The organism is Stenotrophomonas sp. YJH_SMC_16 (genome assembly GCF_059367875.1).
Window position 1 is genome coordinate 25,509 of record NZ_JCAFRH010000015.1, and the last position, 18,657, is coordinate 44,165.

19 protein-coding genes are annotated in these 18,657 nt (G+C 61.1%); 1 reads left to right on the plus strand and 18 read right to left on the minus strand.

Translation table 11 applies throughout. The features are described 5' to 3' along the window. Positions 1-9: 9 nt before the first annotated feature. From AC5P6E_RS20765 to AC5P6E_RS20850, 18 genes are all read right to left on the minus strand, one after another. A complete protein-coding gene (locus tag AC5P6E_RS20765) occupies positions 10-546 on the minus strand; it encodes a hypothetical protein (RefSeq protein WP_019336358.1) in 537 nt (178 codons plus the stop codon). 733 nt (positions 547-1,279) lie between these two features. Continuing rightward, on the minus strand, positions 1,280-1,828 hold the full coding sequence (locus AC5P6E_RS20770; RefSeq protein WP_080356529.1) for a DUF4189 domain-containing protein: 549 nt from the start codon (positions 1,826-1,828) through the stop codon (positions 1,280-1,282). Between the two features lie 318 nt (positions 1,829-2,146). Next, the gene (locus tag AC5P6E_RS20775; RefSeq protein ID WP_010484874.1) at positions 2,147-2,308 is read right to left on the minus strand and encodes a hypothetical protein; all 162 of its coding nucleotides are present in this window, start codon (positions 2,306-2,308) and stop codon (positions 2,147-2,149) included. Between the two features lie 42 nt (positions 2,309-2,350). Continuing rightward, positions 2,351-2,899 carry a DUF4189 domain-containing protein gene (locus AC5P6E_RS20780; protein ID WP_100053227.1) on the minus strand — a complete coding sequence of 183 codons (549 nt, stop codon included), beginning with the start codon at positions 2,897-2,899 and terminating at the stop codon, positions 2,351-2,353. Between the two features lie 322 nt (positions 2,900-3,221). After that, positions 3,222-3,761, minus strand: coding sequence for a DUF4189 domain-containing protein (locus tag AC5P6E_RS20785; RefSeq protein ID WP_080356581.1), 540 nt, complete (start codon positions 3,759-3,761; stop codon positions 3,222-3,224). Between the two features lie 39 nt (positions 3,762-3,800). After that, positions 3,801-4,946 (minus strand): TrbL/VirB6 family protein, encoded by a 1,146-nt coding sequence (locus tag AC5P6E_RS20790; protein WP_010484868.1) that lies wholly within the window; start codon positions 4,944-4,946, stop codon positions 3,801-3,803. A 61-nt stretch (positions 4,947-5,007) separates the two neighbouring features. Beyond that, entirely contained in the window at positions 5,008-5,859 is an 852-nt protein-coding gene (locus tag AC5P6E_RS20795) for a hypothetical protein (protein WP_010484866.1), read from the minus strand. Then, a complete protein-coding gene (locus AC5P6E_RS20800) occupies positions 5,856-8,303 on the minus strand; it encodes a VirB4 family type IV secretion/conjugal transfer ATPase (RefSeq protein ID WP_019338163.1) in 2,448 nt (815 codons plus the stop codon). Before AC5P6E_RS20800 ends, AC5P6E_RS20795 begins: the two co-directional genes overlap by 4 nt. A gap of 80 nt (positions 8,304-8,383) precedes the next feature. After that, positions 8,384-8,692, minus strand: coding sequence for a VirB3 family type IV secretion system protein (locus AC5P6E_RS20805; protein ID WP_010484859.1), 309 nt, complete (start codon positions 8,690-8,692; stop codon positions 8,384-8,386). Beyond that, on the minus strand, positions 8,685-9,095 hold the full coding sequence (locus AC5P6E_RS20810) for a TrbC/VirB2 family protein (RefSeq protein WP_010484857.1): 411 nt from the start codon (positions 9,093-9,095) through the stop codon (positions 8,685-8,687). Before AC5P6E_RS20810 ends, AC5P6E_RS20805 begins: the two co-directional genes overlap by 8 nt. A 73-nt stretch (positions 9,096-9,168) precedes the next feature. Continuing rightward, a complete protein-coding gene (locus tag AC5P6E_RS20815; RefSeq protein WP_019338164.1) occupies positions 9,169-10,152 on the minus strand; it encodes a lytic transglycosylase domain-containing protein in 984 nt (327 codons plus the stop codon). 3 nt (positions 10,153-10,155) lie between these two features. Beyond that, complete coding sequence (virB11, locus tag AC5P6E_RS20820; protein WP_012511439.1) at positions 10,156-11,199, minus strand: P-type DNA transfer ATPase VirB11; 1,044 nt, start codon at positions 11,197-11,199, stop codon at positions 10,156-10,158. A 14-nt stretch (positions 11,200-11,213) separates the two neighbouring features. Next, positions 11,214-12,467, minus strand: coding sequence for a TraB/TrbI/VirB10 family type IV secretion system protein (locus tag AC5P6E_RS20825; protein WP_019338165.1), 1,254 nt, complete (start codon positions 12,465-12,467; stop codon positions 11,214-11,216). Continuing rightward, positions 12,464-13,243, minus strand: a complete 780-nt coding sequence (locus tag AC5P6E_RS20830) for a TrbG/VirB9 family P-type conjugative transfer protein (RefSeq protein ID WP_014037652.1) — start codon at positions 13,241-13,243, stop codon at positions 12,464-12,466. Before AC5P6E_RS20830 ends, AC5P6E_RS20825 begins: the two co-directional genes overlap by 4 nt. Continuing rightward, positions 13,240-14,295 (minus strand): type IV secretion system protein, encoded by a 1,056-nt coding sequence (locus tag AC5P6E_RS20835; RefSeq protein ID WP_197654185.1) that lies wholly within the window; start codon positions 14,293-14,295, stop codon positions 13,240-13,242. Before AC5P6E_RS20835 ends, AC5P6E_RS20830 begins: the two co-directional genes overlap by 4 nt. 89 nt (positions 14,296-14,384) lie before the next feature. Beyond that, entirely contained in the window at positions 14,385-14,831 is a 447-nt protein-coding gene (locus AC5P6E_RS20840) for a hypothetical protein (protein WP_010484845.1), read from the minus strand. Positions 14,832-15,258: 427 nt separating this feature from the next. Beyond that, the gene (locus tag AC5P6E_RS20845) at positions 15,259-16,938 is read right to left on the minus strand and encodes a type IV secretory system conjugative DNA transfer family protein (protein WP_019338169.1); all 1,680 of its coding nucleotides are present in this window, start codon (positions 16,936-16,938) and stop codon (positions 15,259-15,261) included. Positions 16,939-16,974: 36 nt separating this feature from the next. Further along, on the minus strand, positions 16,975-17,232 hold the full coding sequence (locus AC5P6E_RS20850) for a hypothetical protein (RefSeq protein ID WP_029379975.1): 258 nt from the start codon (positions 17,230-17,232) through the stop codon (positions 16,975-16,977). A 234-nt stretch (positions 17,233-17,466) separates the two neighbouring features. On the opposite strand from AC5P6E_RS20850, the gene AC5P6E_RS20855 reads away from it, so the two are divergent. Continuing rightward, positions 17,467-18,657, plus strand: a 1,191-nt coding sequence (locus tag AC5P6E_RS20855; protein WP_495231320.1) for an MFS transporter, incomplete at its 3' end; no start/stop codon positions are given.

Here is an 18,657-nt window from a genome sequence, read left to right on the forward strand (position 1 = left end):
GAGCTTGGCTCATGGAAGCGACACCTCCGCGACACTGGACGGGTCGAAGTCCTCGAACCGCACCCTGCCCAGCTCCGCCACCGAGTAATCCCGGATGTTGGTCGCTTCGGTCTCGATATCCACGACCTTGCGTCTCACCCCGTCCACCCAGCAGGCCTTGTCCGCGGGCACATAGCGGAACCGGTAGGTGCTGCTCCAGCGCTCGCGGCTACCGCCGTTGGTGATCACGCTGAAGGTGCCCTCCTCGACCATTGCATACGCAAAAGGGTCGCCGGCCAGGCCACCTCGGGTGGAACACGGCACCAGCTTGTCGTTGCGCGCGGCCAGCTGCCAGCGCCCGCGCCCGTCACCGCGTAGCAACAGCAGCACCCGGTTCGGTCCGTGTTGGCCGGGCACCAGCCCTTCCGGCGTCGGCTGGTCGATGACCAGCAGCTGATACTCGATGCCATCGCCGTTGAGCTCGCCCCTGACGGCTTCCAGCAGGTTCGCACCGGACGGAACAAATGCCAGGGCATCGTCCATGTGTGCGCCAACCCTGTCTTCCATCCCCTCCCACTCCTTCAATATCGTCCCGCCGATGCTCGCGTCGTAGGCGGGCATAGTGGCGTTGCCCAGTCGCGCCAGTCACCCTGCAGATGCGGATGATAGCTCCGGGAGCACCATGGCAGCGTCGGTGGCATGCGTCACCCGTTGAGCGGAGGGACAGGGTCCTCATGGACGGGAAAGCTCCTGCAATCGGTAGCGCCGAAGCGTCATTTTTCTGACGCCAGGAGAGCTTAGCGCGAGGAGGTCGCTTGCGTCGAAGATCGAAAGCTTGAAATGGCGCTACCAGTCACAGAATCGGGGACCGCATCCACGAAGCAAGACGGGCGCAGGCGGCGCAACACCCCCAAATCGCCTGTAGCTTCACATGCAGTTGTTGAATGCCAGAGGACAGGCTTTCGCATCGGCGTCGATACATTCTCCCACTGCCTTTTCCTCCGCCTCGGGCAGCGTCCGGCCGCGTACGCCTGATATCTCTTGAAAAGTGGAATAGCACACGCGACGTAGACGGATCTGCATTGTGCTCCCGCCGCAGCTCTGCAGTCCCGCAAGGCAGTCTAAGTTGCCCAGCTTACCGTACTAGCATTAACGTATTTCGTCCCAGTGAACATCAGCGCAGTAGAAGAGACTGATGAGACACATTCAGCCGGAAGTAGGCGCGCAGCATTTTATGCCGTGGCTCTCCAACGACAACATTCTTCGAGACTATACCAGCGTGCCCGCCGACACATTTACATCAAAATTCTTCAAAAATAGGTTTGGTACAGTTTTCATACAGCACCGCGCACTTCCCGCTCACATCATTCTTGCACTTGGAGTGCGCCATTATCAGCGCCATTTCCGGCGTAGCACCACGCCCCAGCGCCGACATTCCACGCCCCGTCTTCCCACTTGGAATGACCCAAGCCACACACTGATTTCGATACGCCAAACTGACGGAGCAATCGGCGGCACCAGTTGAACTGCACTTCCGCAACGCCTCTTGCTCTGCCGCTAGCTGTGATCGAAGGCCGGTCGATGCTCCTGCGTCCTGAGTAGACCGGGACTCGGCGATTGCCCCCCAAGTCTTTATCCACCGCCCAGTCGGAGAGTTTGCGGGCAATTCGGAAATCCCGCCACTCGATGTGCTACTCGGTGCGCCACTTGGAATGGGGGCACAACCTCGGGCGCCCTGACCTCCAATCGGGTAGTACCCTGGCGGACAATTGCCTTCAGCAAAGGATTGATACGCAACGCCCAAGATCAAAGTACTGGCGAGAATCGCTTGCGATACAAGAATTTTCATCGCCCGTCACCTCCACCTTTATCGTGCATATCGAACTCGCTATGCAACGCTGCCATTCGCATTTCCTCTAACCCCAGACGATGGTGGCGGAGAGTCAAGGCACCCTGCAATCTCGGAGTGACTGCAGAACCTACACCCATCGGTTGAGATTCGTGAGTCGCCGGTGCGTTCGGCTTGTATTGCCCCCCCGCCCGTCGAACCCGGCGGCTGACCATTCGGGCCCGGCGATGCCGGTACTGCACTACCGCCTATCTGCGAATATGCCATGAAGCTGCCCAATGTTCCCTGGAAGAACATCGCCGCCATCGGGCGGCGCAGTCAGAGAATCAGCATGGTCAGGATCAGGCCCATGCCGCCTTGCTGCAGTGCCATGCTCGACATACCTTCGCTGAAATTCTCACCCATCAGCGTACCCGTCAACGTGCTTCCCCAGAAGGCGAACGCAACCTTGGACACCATCTTCATCGCGATGCCGGTCACATCAATGGACCGGAATATCAGGGCGCGACATAAGCCTGCAACTTAGAACTCATCAAATATCGGTTTACTGCAGTCCGAATAGATCTCTTCGCAGTATCCCGGCTGATCATTTTTGCACATGGCTTGCGCGTTGAACTTGGCCCTTTCGGGCGTGGGACCAGATCCAATCCCAGCACGGCCCGCGCCAGAACGCCCCCTTGGAATGACCCACGAGACACACTGATTTTGATACGTGAAGCTAACCAAACAATCAGCGGCACCAGCTGATCCGCATTTTGAAATTGCCTCACGAGAAGCCTCCTCCTTGGATCGCTTACCGACAGAGGTGCCCGCGTCCTGAGTCGTTTTCGATTCAGCAATCGCCCCCCATGTCTTGGTCCATCGCCCAGTAGGAGAGTTTGCGGGCAATTCGGAAATCCCGCCACTCGATGTGCTACTCGGTGCGCCACTTGGAATGGGGGCGCAACCTCGGGCGCCCTGACCTCCAATTGGATAGTACCCTGGTGGACAATTGCCTTCAGCGAACGCAACTTCGGTCAATGAGACGAGAAGAAAGAAGAAAAGAATCACCCATTGCTTTGCTCCATTCATGAAACTGTCCTCACCCCCTTCTCATTGGACCAGCTAGACGGCACCGCGATTGACATTTCCTTCGTCTCATAGATCGACTCAGAACAAGCGGAACAGGCCGCTTTACATTGCACTCCATCAGAGCACATACCGCGCGAAGCCGGCAGCTCCAGTCGCTCGATGAAACACACACGGCGCTGCCGCTTGAGTCGTAACGCGGTACAGCACCACACGTGGCGCCCCTCACGCCCTATCGCTCGTAGAAGGCGAATCGCCAATAGCGCCCACCAGCGGCTATTTGGCATGGCAATTTCCGAGGCCATCAATTAACTATTTAAGAGAACTAGAACTCCTCAAAAATCGGTTTCGTGCAGTTGGCATAGAACTCCACACATTTTCCTGGCTGATCATTCCTGCACATTAACTGGGCCACAAATAGCGCTCGCTCCGGCGTGGGCCCACCACCCACTCCCGACTGCCCGCCCCCAGAACGCCCACTTGGAACGACCCAAGAAGCGCACTGATTAAAGTAGGCCAAATCGACCTTGCAGTCACGCGCTCCTCCCGATGCACACTTGGAAAGAGCCTCTTGCTCTGCCAGCTCTTTGGCTCTCTTTCCCGTCGACACTCCTGCGTCTTGAGTGTTCTTGGAAGACGCTATCGCCCCCCAGGTTCGCACCCACTTGCCAGTAGGACTGGCAAGCTGAATCTCCGCTGTGGTACCACCTCCACTAGCGGCCCCGGGTATAGGCGCACACCCCCGTGCCCCTTGCCCCCCAATCGGGTAGTAACCAGGAGGGCAATTACCTTCGGCAAAGGATTGATATGCCACGCCCAAGATCAAAGAACTGGCGAGAATCGCTTGCGATACAAGAATTTTCATCGCCCGCCAACTCCACCTTTATCATGCATATCGAACTCGCTATGCAACGCTGCCATTCGCATTTCCTCTAAGCCCAGACGATGGTGGCGGAGAGTCAAAGGCACCCTGCAATCTCGGAGTGACTGCAGAGCCTACACCCATCGGTTGAGATTCGTGAGTCGCCGGTGCGTTCGGCTTGTATTGTCCGCCTCCCGTCGAACCCGGCGGCTGACCATTCGGGCCCGGCGATGCCGGTACTGCACTACCGCCTATCTGCGAATATGCCATGAAGCTGCCCAATGTTCCCTGGAAGAACATCGCCGCCATTGGGGGCGCAGTCAGAATCAGCGTGGTCAGGATCAGGCCCATGCCGCCTTGCTGCAGTGCCATGCTCGACATACCTTCACTGAAATTCTGACCCATCAGCGTGCCCGTCAACGTGCTTCCCCAGAAGGCGAACGCAACCTTGGACACCATCTTCATCGCGATGCCGGTCATCGCTGCCAGAACCGCCATGGAGAACATCGTGCCTATGCCGTAGAGCAGCCACTTCTGGAACAGCTGCTTGGTCTGGTCAAACAGCAAGCACAGGATGAATAATGGCCCCAGGCCGATGAACAATGCCAGCGCGACCTCATACAGCAAAAGCATTGAGCCAGCCGTGACTGCCGGACCACCCGTGCCCATGCCAATGAACCACATGGCACGGGTCTTGGCGTTGTCCAGCGTCACGTCGCTCATCACGTCCAGCGCGTCAACGCTGGATAGCGCCAGCTGCATGTAGCCCAGGTTCTCATCGATCAGATCCTCCGGCGAGTCCTTCTTCCCGGTCACGACGTAAGTAATCTCGTTCTTCACGTCATTGATGAGAAAGCCATGCATCTCGCGACCGAACATACCCATGGTCGTGGCAACCGACACGATCAGCGCAGCCTTGGCCATGTTGGTCACGAGCACCATCATCGAATCGCGGCTGCGACCGGTGGCGATCCGGAAACCCTGAATCAGCACCCAGAGCGTCATGAGAGTCAGTGCAATGCCACCGACCCACGCCATCATGCGTCCAAGCAGCTTGACGCCGTACTCCGCGATTTCCTTATGCAGGTAATCGAGGATCAGCCGGAAGAACACAAAGTCACCAATTGAGGATGACGCGTGCAGATTCTGCAGCATGTGCAGGGGGCCTTGCCCCAACATGCCATCCATCAGCCCAAGATCCATAACTTCACCTAGAATGTGATTGCAGCTCGACCGGAGCAGCGTCTAATCAGTTGGAGAGCGCTGCCTTCAGTGCCGCGGCCTTCACTACGGTACCGAGAGGTGACTGACCGGTACCCTTCAATGCGCGCTGCGCAAGAATCTGCTGCATCTTGGTCAGCGCCTGAATCTGCTTGTCATACCCTTCAGTCTTCTTTTCCCAGGTCGCAAAATCCGCCTGCATATAGGCGTCAGAAACGACTGCATTCGCGGAGGCCTCTGCCATCGCACCCTCGCCGCTCCACAGATCGCGGATATCCTTGATCCTGTCCAGCACCTTGCGCATGTCGGGCATCGTCTTCTGCACAACTTCCACGGTCTCGTTGTACTTCTGATTCTCCATGACCTGGATTGCAGCGCAGATGTTGCGCTGCTGGGCGATGATGTCCCCACCCGGGCTCAAGTCCAACGCAGTGAGGATACCGCTCAGGCTCATGATATTGCCGGCGCCGCAGCGCTCGGCAACATTCCACTCAAGCGGAACCGGCTCCAGCTTCACGCCTTGAGGCATCAGTGGCGAGGCGATGATCTGATTGAACTTCGCCAGCTTCTGCGCCCAGTTCTGAGTTGTTTCCAGAAACCGTTGCGCCTGGGTACTGTACTCGAGCAAGGCTTCCCCCTGAGCGGCAAGCGTATGGACCTCAGTCAGCGTGCTGTTGAAGGTATTCAAGCCAACCTCAACCACCGGGATGGTGTATCCCTTCACGGGGAAGCTGAGCAATGCGGCGACGGAAATCGCCATGGCGGTGGAACGGAGCCGGGAGACTGCACTCGGCGTCTTGGCAGTACGGGCAGTGGTTTCCATGTTCTTCTCCATCGAATTCAAGGGGCTTGCTGCGTTCACGTCCGTTGCGACAGTCATGCTGCAACCTCCTTACTGTTGGATGCGGGCTTTCCGGAGCCCTTGCGGTTCTTGTAGAAATCTTCCAGCCACTGTTCCGGCGTCAGCTCATCCACCGTCACACGTGCACGCGCGGCGGCGGTCTGCAGGACACGATGCATGATGTCGATGTTGTCGGTCGACGCCGAGATCACCGACAGGATGTCGTCCATGCCGCGCAGGTTGAGCTGGCAGACACTGGACGCATGACCCTGCTTGACCAGGAAGCAACGCGAGCGCTCGTCCAAGGCGGTAACCACATTGAACTCGGCCTCGGTCAACTTCAGGCCATCCATGTAGTCGCTCTTGCTGGCATTCGGGTTCGGCAGCAGGATCAGGGTAGCGGTCTGTTCGATCAGGGCGGCGGAGATATCACTCTTCAGCGCGTCCTCCGGGCTCTGTGTGGCAAAGATGCCGAGACCATTCTGCTTACGGATGGTCTTCTGCTTGTTCTTCGCGAACTCCTTCAGGCCACCCTCGCCATCCAGGATCTTCCAGAACTCGTCCATCACATAGATCAGCGGACGGCCGTCGATCAGCGACTCCAGGCGGTGCAGCAGGTAATTGATGACCGGCACGCGCACTTCAGGGTTGTCGATGATGTCGGTGTAGTCGAAGCCGATGATGTTGGCCTTGCTCAGGTCAACGGTATCCACGGGATTGTCGAACACCCAGCCCAGCGAATTGCCCGAGGTCCAACGGCGCATGCGCGCGTAGAGGCCATCGTCGCCCATGTTGGGCAGGCTCTTCTGGAAGTTGGTCATGCTGCGCAGATGCATCGGCGTATCGAGCATGCTTTCCACGGCGCGGTAGATGTCTTCTTCCTCGCGGGCGCTGTACTCGCGCTTGCCGGCCAGCACCTTGATCAGGTCGGCCAGGAACTGCACGTTGGCTTCGTTGTTCTCGCACTGGAACGGGTTGAAGCCGGTCGGCGCGCCGTTCTCCAGGGCCAGATAGTTACCTCCGCAGGCCCGCACGAAGATCTCAGCACCGCGGTCCTTGTCGAAGAAGAAGATGGTCGGCGACGGCTCGTACTTCTGCACCTGGCTGAGCAGGAAGTTGATCAGCGCGGTCTTACCGGTACCGGACTTGCCGATCACCATGGTGTTGGCGATCGCCTTCTCGCCCAGCGAGTTTTCCGACGGATGGGTCGCGTGGAAATTGAAGTAGTACGGCTGGCCGTTGGTGGTCTGCAACGTGGTGACGCAGTCGCCCCACGGATTGTTGTGCTGCTTGCCGGTGGCGAAGTTGTGCAGCGGCGACAGGCCCAGGAAGTTCAGCGAACTTACATTGGCCAGGCGAGTGCGGTAGCGCCAGTTACCCGGCAGCTGCGAATAGAAGGACGAGGTAACCGCCAGGTCTTCCTTGGTCGACACGAATCCGGCGTTGGACAGCTCGGCACGGGTCGAGGCGACGTTCTGCGAGAGCTTGGCCTGCGTGTCGCCGTAGACCGCCATGATGAAGTGGTATTCACCCAGCACGAAGTTGCCCGACGACAGCTGATCCATGGCCTGGTCCAGCTCGACGATCTGGCTGACCGCCTTGTCGCCGGAGGAGATCATCATGCCCTTGGTGCGGTCGAGCACCTTCAGCGCATCCTGACGCCCCATCGGGCTGAACGAATGGGTGATGACGTACTCGTAGTCGAGGTACTTCAGGCCGTTGAGGATGCCCGGGTAGGTCCCCTCGGCATACTCCTTGATGTTCAGGATGGCGCCAAAATGGTTGGCGCCATTGGGGGTGTTGATCGCAAAATCGCCGGTCTTGGCCGAGAACATGTGGCGGCTGACAGGCAGGTAATCCTTGATCGGCGCCGACAGCACCGGCACCGGCTCATCGATGCGATTGATCAGGTAGCCGAACAGCTCCAGCGTTTCCGAGAACACCACGCCGTTCTTGGCTTCGTACATGCCCAGGCGATACGGCGCGTAGTCGCGGATCACGGCCTCGACGTTGCCGGCCAGTTCCATCAGCTTCTCGACCGCCTGTTCCTGCTCGGCGCGCAGCTTGTCTACGTTCGCCGACTTTTCGACAAAGCGCTTACCGGCCACCACCGGGCGGTAGATCATGGTCAGGTACAGCTCGTTCTGCATGATGCGCTGTGAGGACAACATGCCCATGTACTGGTCGGACACGTCCTGGTTGAAGCGCTGCTTGTAGCTGCTCTTGCCCTTCAGCGTGCGGCGGCGACGGATGTCGTGCACCCAGAAAGCGACGTTGACGAAGTCCGGTGCGCGCAGGGTCTGCAGCAGGCGGTTGAACGTGTTGTGGCGATGCTCGAGCTCCCACTCCTCACGGCCGACGAACGGCAGTCCTTCCAGATGCCAGGTCATCAGGTAGTCGCCGCCCGTGGTCTTGACCACGTTCGGAGCGACATGCGACGACAACGGGATGAACTCACTGATGGAGGTGTCAGGGCTGAACATACGACTGCTTCCAAAGAGGTACTGCCAAGGAGTTTCAAGAGACCTGGCGGGGAGAACGCCCGCCAGGCCGGATCCGGACCTCAATCCATTCGGGCCGGCTTGTTGCGGTAGTGATTGGGGTTGAACACCCACATGCCATCGTGTTCCGGCACGTTGCGCACCTTCAGCTTGAACATCAGTCGCAGGCCCAGCAGGCGGAAGATCATTTCGTCACGCTTGGCCATGTGCCGCATGATGAAAATCGCCACCGGAATGGTGAGCAGGAACCAGAAGTTCGTGTACACACTGAGCAGCAACAGCCCGCCTGCCACCATGAAAAATGGCAGATAAGGCACGCCCAGGAACATCGCTGGGCGCGTGCAGCCGCGGAACACGACGTTCTTATGCACTGTAGTACTGGATCGCGTTGTTGATCAGGTAGTAGGTCGTGCTGGTGCCAGCACCGCACTTGCCGTCGCTGCCTTCACCCAGCAGCATGCGCGCGATCTGGCCGGCGGCACCGATCAGCACGCCACCGATCAGGATCGGCGCGACGTCGCTGATGCGCTTGTGAGCAAAAGCGATCTGGTAGCCGGCGAAGATCACCGCAATGGTCACCACGGCGATCGAGGCCATGTTCAGCAGGCCGTTGATGTTGGAGAAGAAACCGCAGACCTTCTTGTCGGTGCCGCCGAAGTCGGTGTTGGTGGCGAACACCTGCGGGGCGAACAGTGCGCCAACGAAGATCGTGGCCATCAGCAGGGTCTTCAGCGTGCGCTGGGCCTGGACGAGGTCGAGATTGGATCGCTTCATGGATTGATTTCCTTGTTGATGGACTAACACAACTGAATCGACCAGCCGGGGGACTGGCCGCACCACGACTTCGTCAGAACACGAAGGCCGCATCCCCTGCGGGAATCTGCTGCACCGGTGCAGCCTGCACCGGTGCGTTGAATGAATTTTCGCCACCGGCCACAGGCTGATTGCGCTCGCTCCAGGGGCGCAGCATCACGGGCCCCTCGTTGCCGGCGCCGGCAGCGCCCGGCAACTGCTGCGGCATGGCCATTGCCTGCGCCGGACCCGGCTGAGGCAGCTGCTGCGGCATGCCACCGGCCTGTTGCTGCGGATACGTGGCCCCTTGGGTGGGCTGCGGCTGTGGCTGCATCATCCGGTCCACCGAACCCAGCACTACCTTGGACAGCGCCTGGTCGGCGATGTTCAGCAGGCTGCCCCGCGCCATCGCACCGGTGGAGGGATACACGACATACGCACGTGCCGGGTCTTCCGACGGCACGTACACCGGGCCATTGGACTGCGCAACGATGCGGGCCTGCGCCGGAGAGGCCAGCTGCGGATGATGCTCGACCTTCACGCTGCGGCGTTCACCCCGACTCACCACGTCGATCGGCGCAACACCATTGGTGGCAAGCTGCTGCCCGCGGCGCATCGAGTCGTAGACCTTCTGCACATAGCCATGGCGGAAGCCGGTCTCGAAATTTCCCGAGTAGTAGCAGCTGAACGACTTGCCCCAGTCACCACCGGAGCGCTTGTAGCACTCGGCCAGGATGCGCGAGCCCGCCTGCAGGTTCGGGCACTGCTGGAAGGCCTTCTCGTAGGAATCCAGGCCGTACTTGCCGAGGTTGTAGCGATTGACCTGGGCCAACCCGATGGAGAAGTTGTAGCCCTTCTCTTCCAGCATCCGAACCGTCGCCAGCGCTTCATCCAGCGCCTTGGGCTGGCGCACCAGAGCGCCACCAACTACGCCGATGGCATAAGGGTTGCGTGACGATTCAACGTTGATGACGTGCTGCATCACGTCCATCGACACCGCCATCTCCGGGCACGCCATCATCTCCAGTCCTGGCAGCATCCTTCAGCCCTCCTGCCCCTGGGCGCGCCCAGGATTGAAATCGATACCGGTGATGTAGCGCGAACCGGCGTGCGCCTTGATATGCACAACGATGTCGATGGTCATCATCAACAGTCGCTTGATCACGTTGAATTCCAGGCCCGAACCTTCTGCGGAGGCCTTCACCATGAGGGCCAACTGGTCCCAGGTCTGCTCCGGACTGCCCGCATGGCAACTGGTGATCGAGCCCGGGTGGCCCGATGCGCAGTTGCGGATGAAGTAGAACGCCTCGTCACCGCGCAGCTCGGCAAGGATGATGCGTTCGGGCTTCATGCGCAGGCAGGCTTCCATGCAGCTCTTGGCGCTGACGTTGCTGGTGCTCTGCCCACCCTTGGAGTACAGCAGGTGCACCACATTGGGTTGGGTCAGAAACAGCTCGCGTGCGTCCTCGATCGTGACCAGGCGTTCGTTGTCGGGGATATGATTGACCAGCGCTTTCATGAAGGTGGTCTTGCCGCTGCCGGTCGCACCGGACACCACGATGTTCTTGCGGTACATCACCGCACGCCGGAAGAACTCGGCGTACTCGCGCTGCTGGCGCAGTTCCAGCAGCTCGCGGTCCTGCTCGCTGATGCTGCCATCGCTTTCCAGGATCTGGTTGAAGAAACCATCTTCGTGATACTGGCTCAGCGACTTGGTGTGCTTGGACGGCAGACGGATGGTGATTGATACCTTCCCGGCGTCACATGCCGGCGGAATCACGAACTGCGCACGCTGGCCGGTGGGGAACGTGAGCGACACGACCGGATCGGCATCGGTAATGCGCTGACCGGTGTTGCTCTCGTTCACCACCGCCGTGCAGAACTGCCGGGCCCGCTCGAAGGTCAGGCTCGGCACGTCTACCCGCTGCCACCCCGCCCGGGTTTCCAGGTACAGCTCACCGGGACGGTTGATGCAGATTTCCGTCACTTCCGGGGAAGTCATGTACTCGGCGATGCCCAGCACTTCGTACTGATAGCGCAGGAAATCGCTGGAGACGAGGGCGAGGGGTGACACTTCGGCGTCCATGATCGTTCGTAGGGTTACCGGCGGGGGTGGAGCACGTTGGTGAAGTCAACGTCCTTGGCAACGTAGACATTCACGATCGTGCCCTGGTTGATGGTGACGGTCGGCGGACGACGGTTGCTGCTGAGTGCCTCGTTGGCCAGGCGCTCCATCGTGCGTGCGGTAGCACTCTCATAGGGCGACTGCACCGTCATGCCGTTGTTGGCGATGGTGGTCGTCTCCGGACCATGTTCGGCAGCCGCGTACTTGAAGGCATCGGAAATCAGGCTGATCATCAGCGCCGAGGCGATACGGCTGCCCCAGTGCGCGCTGTACTGGCCCGGATGGCCGGCGCCGCCCAGCTGATCCACGCCCGGGCTGGACATCGCAACATCGATGCCATTGGGGGTGGTGATGCGATCCCAGATCACTTCCACGCGCTTGCCGATCGGACCACCGCCATAGGCGCCATAGATCTTGGAGCCCTTCGGCAGCAGCAGGTTGCGACCGTTGATCGAGTACACCGGCTCGGTCAGCAGGCACGACGTGTAGCCGGCCAGATCGGTGATGATGCGGGTTTCCAGCACGCACCGCAGGTAGGTGCCGCGCACCAGCAGCGCATCGGGGCTCTGGATGTAGGCGGCACTGGAAACGTCTTCCACATCCGGCCCACGGCGGATCTTCTGCTGCCCCTGCTGGTTGGGCATCATGTTCGCAAGCAGCGCCTGGCGGGTCTGTTCGTCGAGCGCACTGCGCTGCGGTTGCGCGCGATTGCCTGCCGCAAGCGCGGCATCATCCACGCCAGCCATCCGGCGCTCGACCAGCGTCGGCTCACGGGGTCCCATGGCTTCCGGCCGGGACGCGATGGGCACCAGCTTCGGACCTTCGTCCTGCGACATCGGCGGAAGCATCGGAATCGGTTCGGCGGCAGTCGGCGGCGCCTGCGGAGGCGGCGCAATGTCCGGCAATGTCGGCGTGCTGGCACGTGCGACATCCGGCACCTTCTGCACGGCGTCATCACTTTCCTGGCCCTTGCGGAACAGCAGGAAGCCCATTGCCATCAGCAGCAGCACGATGCCGCCGAGGAACAGCAGCGCCTTGCGGTTCAACCGCTGCTCTTCGGCCGAGCGCAGCTGCGGCGCGGCCGCGTCCAGATCCGGCGCCGGCTCGGCCTGGGCCGTGCCGAAATAGGGATTCGACGGCGCGTCCGAGGCACCCTGTGCGCCGTACGGGCTCTGGCTCTCGTCGCGTCCGTTGTTCGGGTCGTTTCCGGGAGTGTTCTGCTGGCTCATTTCTTCACGTTCCTTCGCAGGCCGACGACGAAGTCGCCGTGGCGGATGACCAGGTACGGGTGCGTCCCGTGCACGATCAGCGTATTGCCTTCAACCGTGGTGTTGACCACGAAGTCTTCACCGTATTCCGTTTCGCGACCGAAAACCGCCGGGAAGATGCCGGTCTTGTACTCCGGCGAATTCGGCAGCTTCAGGTAGGTGAAACGACCATCGTCATAGGCGTTGACCGGGATCAGCCACCCCATCTTCTTCGCCTTGCTGGTCGAATAGGAGTAGTTGAAGTTGTACTGGCGGTCCTTGGCCAGTTCAGAGCTCAACAATGGCTTGGCCTCTTCTTCGACCGCTTCCTGGGCGACGCCGAACACGGTGTCGTTCGGATAGACGAAGGCGATCTTGTACTGCACGCCTGCACGACGCGCCTGTTCCAGCTGGCGCCAGTCAGTGGCTACCACCTTCAGCTCGAAGATGTAGGAGTGGGTCTCGGTGCGCACCATCATGTTGGTGTCCACGTCGACGTTCTTCGGCTTGAGGTAGAACACGTTCTCGCGGCGGGTCAGCTCCCAGCCGCTGCTGAAGCCGGTGCTGTAGTCGAGGATCTTCTCGTTCGGGCTCAACTCGATCTGGGTGGTCAGGCCCAGGCCGGTGCGAACCGGATAGATGCGGTCCTTCTCGTACTCGTAGTGGTCCACCGCCTGCGCCATCGCCGCTGCTGAAAACAACAGCGACAACATCGACAGCAGCGCCAGCGCGCTTCCCCTGATATTTCGACTACTCATCGGTTGCTTGCTCCATCAGCAGTTCCGGTGGAATTGTTCTGCGCCGGCCTCATGGCCGGCTGTCCGGGCATGGCGTGCCCCGGCGTTACTTGCCCCTGCACCGGCTGACCCGGCATGGGTTGACCCTGTACGGGCTGGCCCGGCATCGGCTGGCCCGGCACCTGGCCGTTGACCGGAGCCGCGACCGGTTGGCCGGTGGCAGGATCGATCATCGTGGCCGCAGCCGGATTGTTCGGATCGTAGACGCCCTGTGCCTGCTGCGCGGCCTGTGCAGCCTGCTGCGCCTGCGCCTGCATGGCGCCGTCATCCGGCACCGGGACGCCACGGGAATAGTCGTTGTCGACGCGATACTCGGTGACCTGGAAGGCCAGCGGATTGAGGATACGATCCTGCTCGGACAGCGCGAGGTTCTGGTTGTAGCCGAAGCGCATCGTCACCAGCTGATTGTCCAGGTAGGTGGCAACGCCAGTGCGCTTGTCCAACAGGCTGCGCTGGATGCGCACCGACGCACCGCGGAAGCTGCCGTTCGGTTCGGCGCCCAGCGGCGTGATGCTGAGGATCTTGACCCGGATGGCGCGCTCGCGGCCATACATCACGAACGGGTTCTGCGGGTTGTTGCCGGCATAGCGCACGCGCATGGACTGCGCCACCGGATCGGTGGACATCACGAACACCAGCTCCCAGTCGCGCAGGCCCATTACCGCCGAGTCGTACGATTCACGTGCCAGCACGTACTGGGCCACGTTGCTGCGATTGATCGCTTCGTTGCTGGTGATCGTCTCGCCCTGGAAGGTGCCACTCAGGCGCGCGACGGTCGCGGTACCCGTGTAGGCGTCGGCCATCACCAGGAACGGCACCTTCTCCTTCAGCGGCAGCATGTAGTAGTAGCCGCCCGCCAGTGCGAGCGACATCAGCAACGAGCCTGTGGCGACCCACCACGCGCGCCGCTCGCTGCGACGCGCCATATCGGCCACGGTGATCTCGTAGCTGACCGCCTTGGCGACCGACTGCTCGACCTTGGGACTGTTGCCGGGATCCTTCTTGCGGAACATGGATTCTTCCGTACTGCTGAAACATCAATGGGCATGGAGCCCCTGCGACAGGCGCGGGGAGCAGCACGTTCGATGGTTTCGAGGTGGACTCAGGTGCCGCTGTTGGAATCAGCGCCCTGCGCCGACGCGGTGGGCGTCGAGCCAGCGCTCTGCACAACGATCTGGTTGCCAACAATGGAGACGGAGATGCCTTGCGCCGAATACGCCGAAGTCAGATCGATCACAGCCTGCTGCGCGTTGGTGGTATCGATCTTCGAGACCGCGCCATACAGCGTGAAGTCCGAATTGAGGCGGTAATCCAGCGTCCGGCCTGAATCCTTGGCCCAGCGCTCGAGCATGGCTTTGAGCGTGCCATCCATCGGCGAAGCCTGGTAGACGTAGCTGGAGTACAGCGGGATCTCGGTCGTCGCCACAGCAAAGCGGTTGACCGGCTTCCAGCGCCCACCGAAATCGGGGGCGGACTTGGTGGCACACCCTGCCACCATCAGCGCCGCGACTGCGGCGATGGAGATTTTCGCGATAAACGCCTGATTCATACGGGCTTCACTTTGACGTACGAAAAAGCAGTCCCGAGCGTTGGTTCCCTGGTCGTCCGGCGCTGCATGGCGCACGCCGGAATCGGGGAGACGCGCTGGCATGCAGCACACCTGCCCCGGCTCCCCTGCAGCCCGAAAGCTGCCAACCAGGTCGCGGGGCCGCCAGACGTTGCCGACGACACACCCGCACACCCTCACCAACGTCGAAACCATCCTTGTTTCCATGGCACAAACTCCTGGCCACCCTGCGTTACAACTTTTGCCATCCAGCACACACTTCTGGATGACGAACACAGAGTTACACAACCACGCGTCAATTCCATGTCAGACAAGTCTGAAAATCTATGAACAGATGCCGAATTTTTGACTCAGGTCACGATTTCATGTCGGTGAATATGAATCCACGTCACAAATTTAGCGCCGTGAATTAGACGTTAAGCATCGGAACGTCGACCTTCGGCAGCAGCCTCGACGTGAAATAGCGATCCTTGTAATAGCGGATCTTGTCGCACTTCACCGGATGCGGTATGCCCTCGTAGAGGAATACTTCCTTGTCCGGCCCCATCGCCTTCAGCTCCTGAGGCAGCATCAGTGCGCGCCGCTCCTCGGTGAAGTTGTGGGTCTTCTCGCGGGCATGGGTGACGTTCTTCTTGCGGATGGTGGTGTAGCCCAGCATGTCCGAGTAGTCGTTGGCGTCCTGCTGCTCGCGCGGCGCGTACAGGATCTGCAGCGCGTGGTTGGTGATGATCGTGCGTGACACTTCCCGTCCGTAGGTGGCATCAAGCTGGGACATGCTCTGGATGATCGGCAGCAGGCGGATGTTGTAACCGGCCATGTAGGACACCGCCGAGGCGATGATCTCGACCTTGCCGATCGAGGTGAATTCGTCCATCAGCAACAGGCACTGGTACTTCAGGTCCGGGTTGGACTTGGGCAGTTCCTTGGTATTGAGGTTGATCAGCTGGCTGAAGAACAGGTTGATGATCAGCCGGCTCTCGGCCAGCTTGTTCGGCTGGATGCCGATGTAGATGGTCATCTTCTTCCTGCGCACGTCGGTCAGCAGGAAGTCGTTGCTGCTGGTGGCCTTGTCCAGCACCGGGTTGATCCAGGGATTGAGCGGCTCCTTGAAGGTGCCGAGGATCGAAGCGAAGGTCTCGTCGGCCTGGGACAGCATGTTGGCGAACGCCGAACGGGCGTTGCCACTGAGGAACGACCGCTCCGACAAAGCCTTGAGGTACTTCTTCAGATCGGTGCCGTCGCCCGATGACAACCGGTAGACAGCGCCCAGCGTGGGCGTGCCCGAACCGCCCGGGAATCCGCTGCTGCGCTCGTCATCCCAGTTCTCGAACAGATACAGGGTGAAGGCCATGAACGCGTTGCGCGCCTGGCTGACCCAGAATTTCTGGTCCTCGGCCCCATCCGGATACAGCATCGCGGCAATGCTCATCAGGTCCGAAACCCGGAACGCCGGATCATCGGACACATAGCTGAGCGGGTTCCAGCGGTGCGTGCGCCGATCTTCGGCGAAGGGATTGAACAGGTAGATCTCCTGGCCCTGGCTGGCGCGCCAGCCACTGGTCAGGTCGAAGTTCTCCTGCTTGATGTCCAGCACCACCAGCGATTCGCCGTACTCCAGCAGGTTCGGGATGACCACGCCCACGCCCTTGCCTGAACGGGTGGGTGCCGCAAGGATCACGAACTGCTGGCCGTCCAGCCGTACCAGCTTGCCGCCATGGCTGCCGACCACGATGCTCTGGCCGGTCTTCTTGAACATGCCGTGCTTGGACAGGTCGGCGCCGGTGGCGAAACGCGCGTCGCCATGCAGCGAGCGCTTGTCCTTCTTCAGCAGCAGCACCAGGCCGGTCACCAGCAGGGCCAGCAGCGGCAGACCGAAGCCCACGTAGCCAGCCCATTTGATCTTGCCCACGAAGGGCGCGACCTGTGGCTGGTCCAGCGCATTGAAGTACTGGTAATAGGTGTTCCAGGTGAACAGCTTGGTATCCAGGCCCAGGAACAACAACGTCAGGTAGCCGGAAAACACGAAACCAAGCAACAGGGTCGCCAGCGTGGTGATGGCGATGAGCAGATACTTCTTACTGGGCAACACCCGAATCCTCCATGATGCGCACAAGGGCGCGACGGCCTAGCGGCGGCGCCAGCGCGACGCCTTCTTCCGCAGGTGGTTTTCGTTCTCCAGCCCGGGCTCTTCGCCCTCTTCACGCACCCGTTGCAACAGCAGTTGGCGCGCTTCGGCCAGTGATACCAGGTCGGTCAGACGATCCCCATCGTCGGCGACGACCGCATGGCCGACCACATCGCCCGGAGCGTACACCGGCGCGTAGGACACCGCTACCAGCTGATAGCGGCCGCGCGTCTCCAGCACATGCCTGAACTCCTGCATCGACATCCTCCTTGTTCCAGCATTCCACAGCCCCTGCACGCCCATCATGCCGACCGCCGTGTCGTCATCACATGCAGGAGGCCGGCAACAGGGGGCCGCACGCGCTGCAGCACCGAGCCCGTGCCCGGCGTGCCGCAATCCCATCGATCAAACACTGATTTGCCCCGGGCGTGGCTGCTGCTGTTGCGGTGCAGCAGTACAATGGCTGGCTCCCCGCCCCCATCGCGCCCCCGCATGAGCCCCAACGCTTCCCTGGCTGCGCGGCTGACGCCCCGTCAGCGCACCTTGATCATTCTTGCCCTGTCCCTGGGCGGCTTCGCCATCGGCACCAGTGAATTTGCCAGCATGGGCCTGATGCTGGAGATCAGCCGCGGCCTGTCGATTTCCGAAACCCAGGTCGGCCACCTGATCAGCGCCTACGCCATCGGCGTGGTGGTCGGCGCCCCGATCCTCGCCTTCGTCGGCGCCAGCTTCCCGCGCCGTAAGCTGCTGCTGGCACTGATGGGCTTCTATGCCATCGGCAACCTGGCCAGCGCATTGGCACCAAACTACGGCACGATGCTGATCGCGCGTTTCGTCGCGGGCCTGCCACACGGCGCCTACTTCGGCGTGGCGATGCTGGTGGCGGCGGCGATCAGCCCGGCCGGCCAGCGCGGCCAGGCGATGTCGCGGGTGCTGCTGGGCCTGTCGATTGCGATCCTGGTCGGCAATCCGCTGACCACCTGGCTGGGCCAGCAGCTGAGCTGGCGCACCGCCTTTGCCCTGGTCAGCCTGCTGGCCATCGCCACCGTGGCGATGATCGCGCGCTTCCTGCTGCCGGATCCGGACGAAGTGCGCACTTCGCCGATGCGCGAACTGCGCGCCTTCAACACCACCCAGGTGTGGCTGGCGCTGGCAATCGGCGCCGTTGGCTTCGCTGGCATGTTCTGCGTGTTCACCTACCTGGCGCCGACCCTGGTGCAGGTCACCGGCGTAGCCGAATCGTGGATGCCGCTGGCGGTGGGCGTGTTCGGCATCGGTGCGATCATCGGCAACATCGCCGGTGGCTGGCTGGTGGACAAGTTCCACTTCAAGGCCGCCGCGGTGGTGCTGCTGTGGTCGATCGTGATGCTGCTGCTGTATCCGCTGGCCGCGCAATCGGTGTGGACCATCGGCCCGATGATCATCACCGTCGGCACCATGGGCGCGCTGGCCGCGGTGCTGCAGACACGCCTGATGGACGTGGCCGGCGAAGCGCAGACGCTGGCAGCTGCCTCCAACCATGCCGCCTTCAATACCGCCAATGCACTCGGCCCGTGGCTGGGCGGCTTGGCGATCAGCGCCGGCTTCAGCCCGGCCAGCACCGGCTATGTCGGTGCGGCCACTGCGATCGGCGGCCTGCTGCTGTGGTGCGTGGCGGTGATGCTGGACAAGAAGCGCAACGCA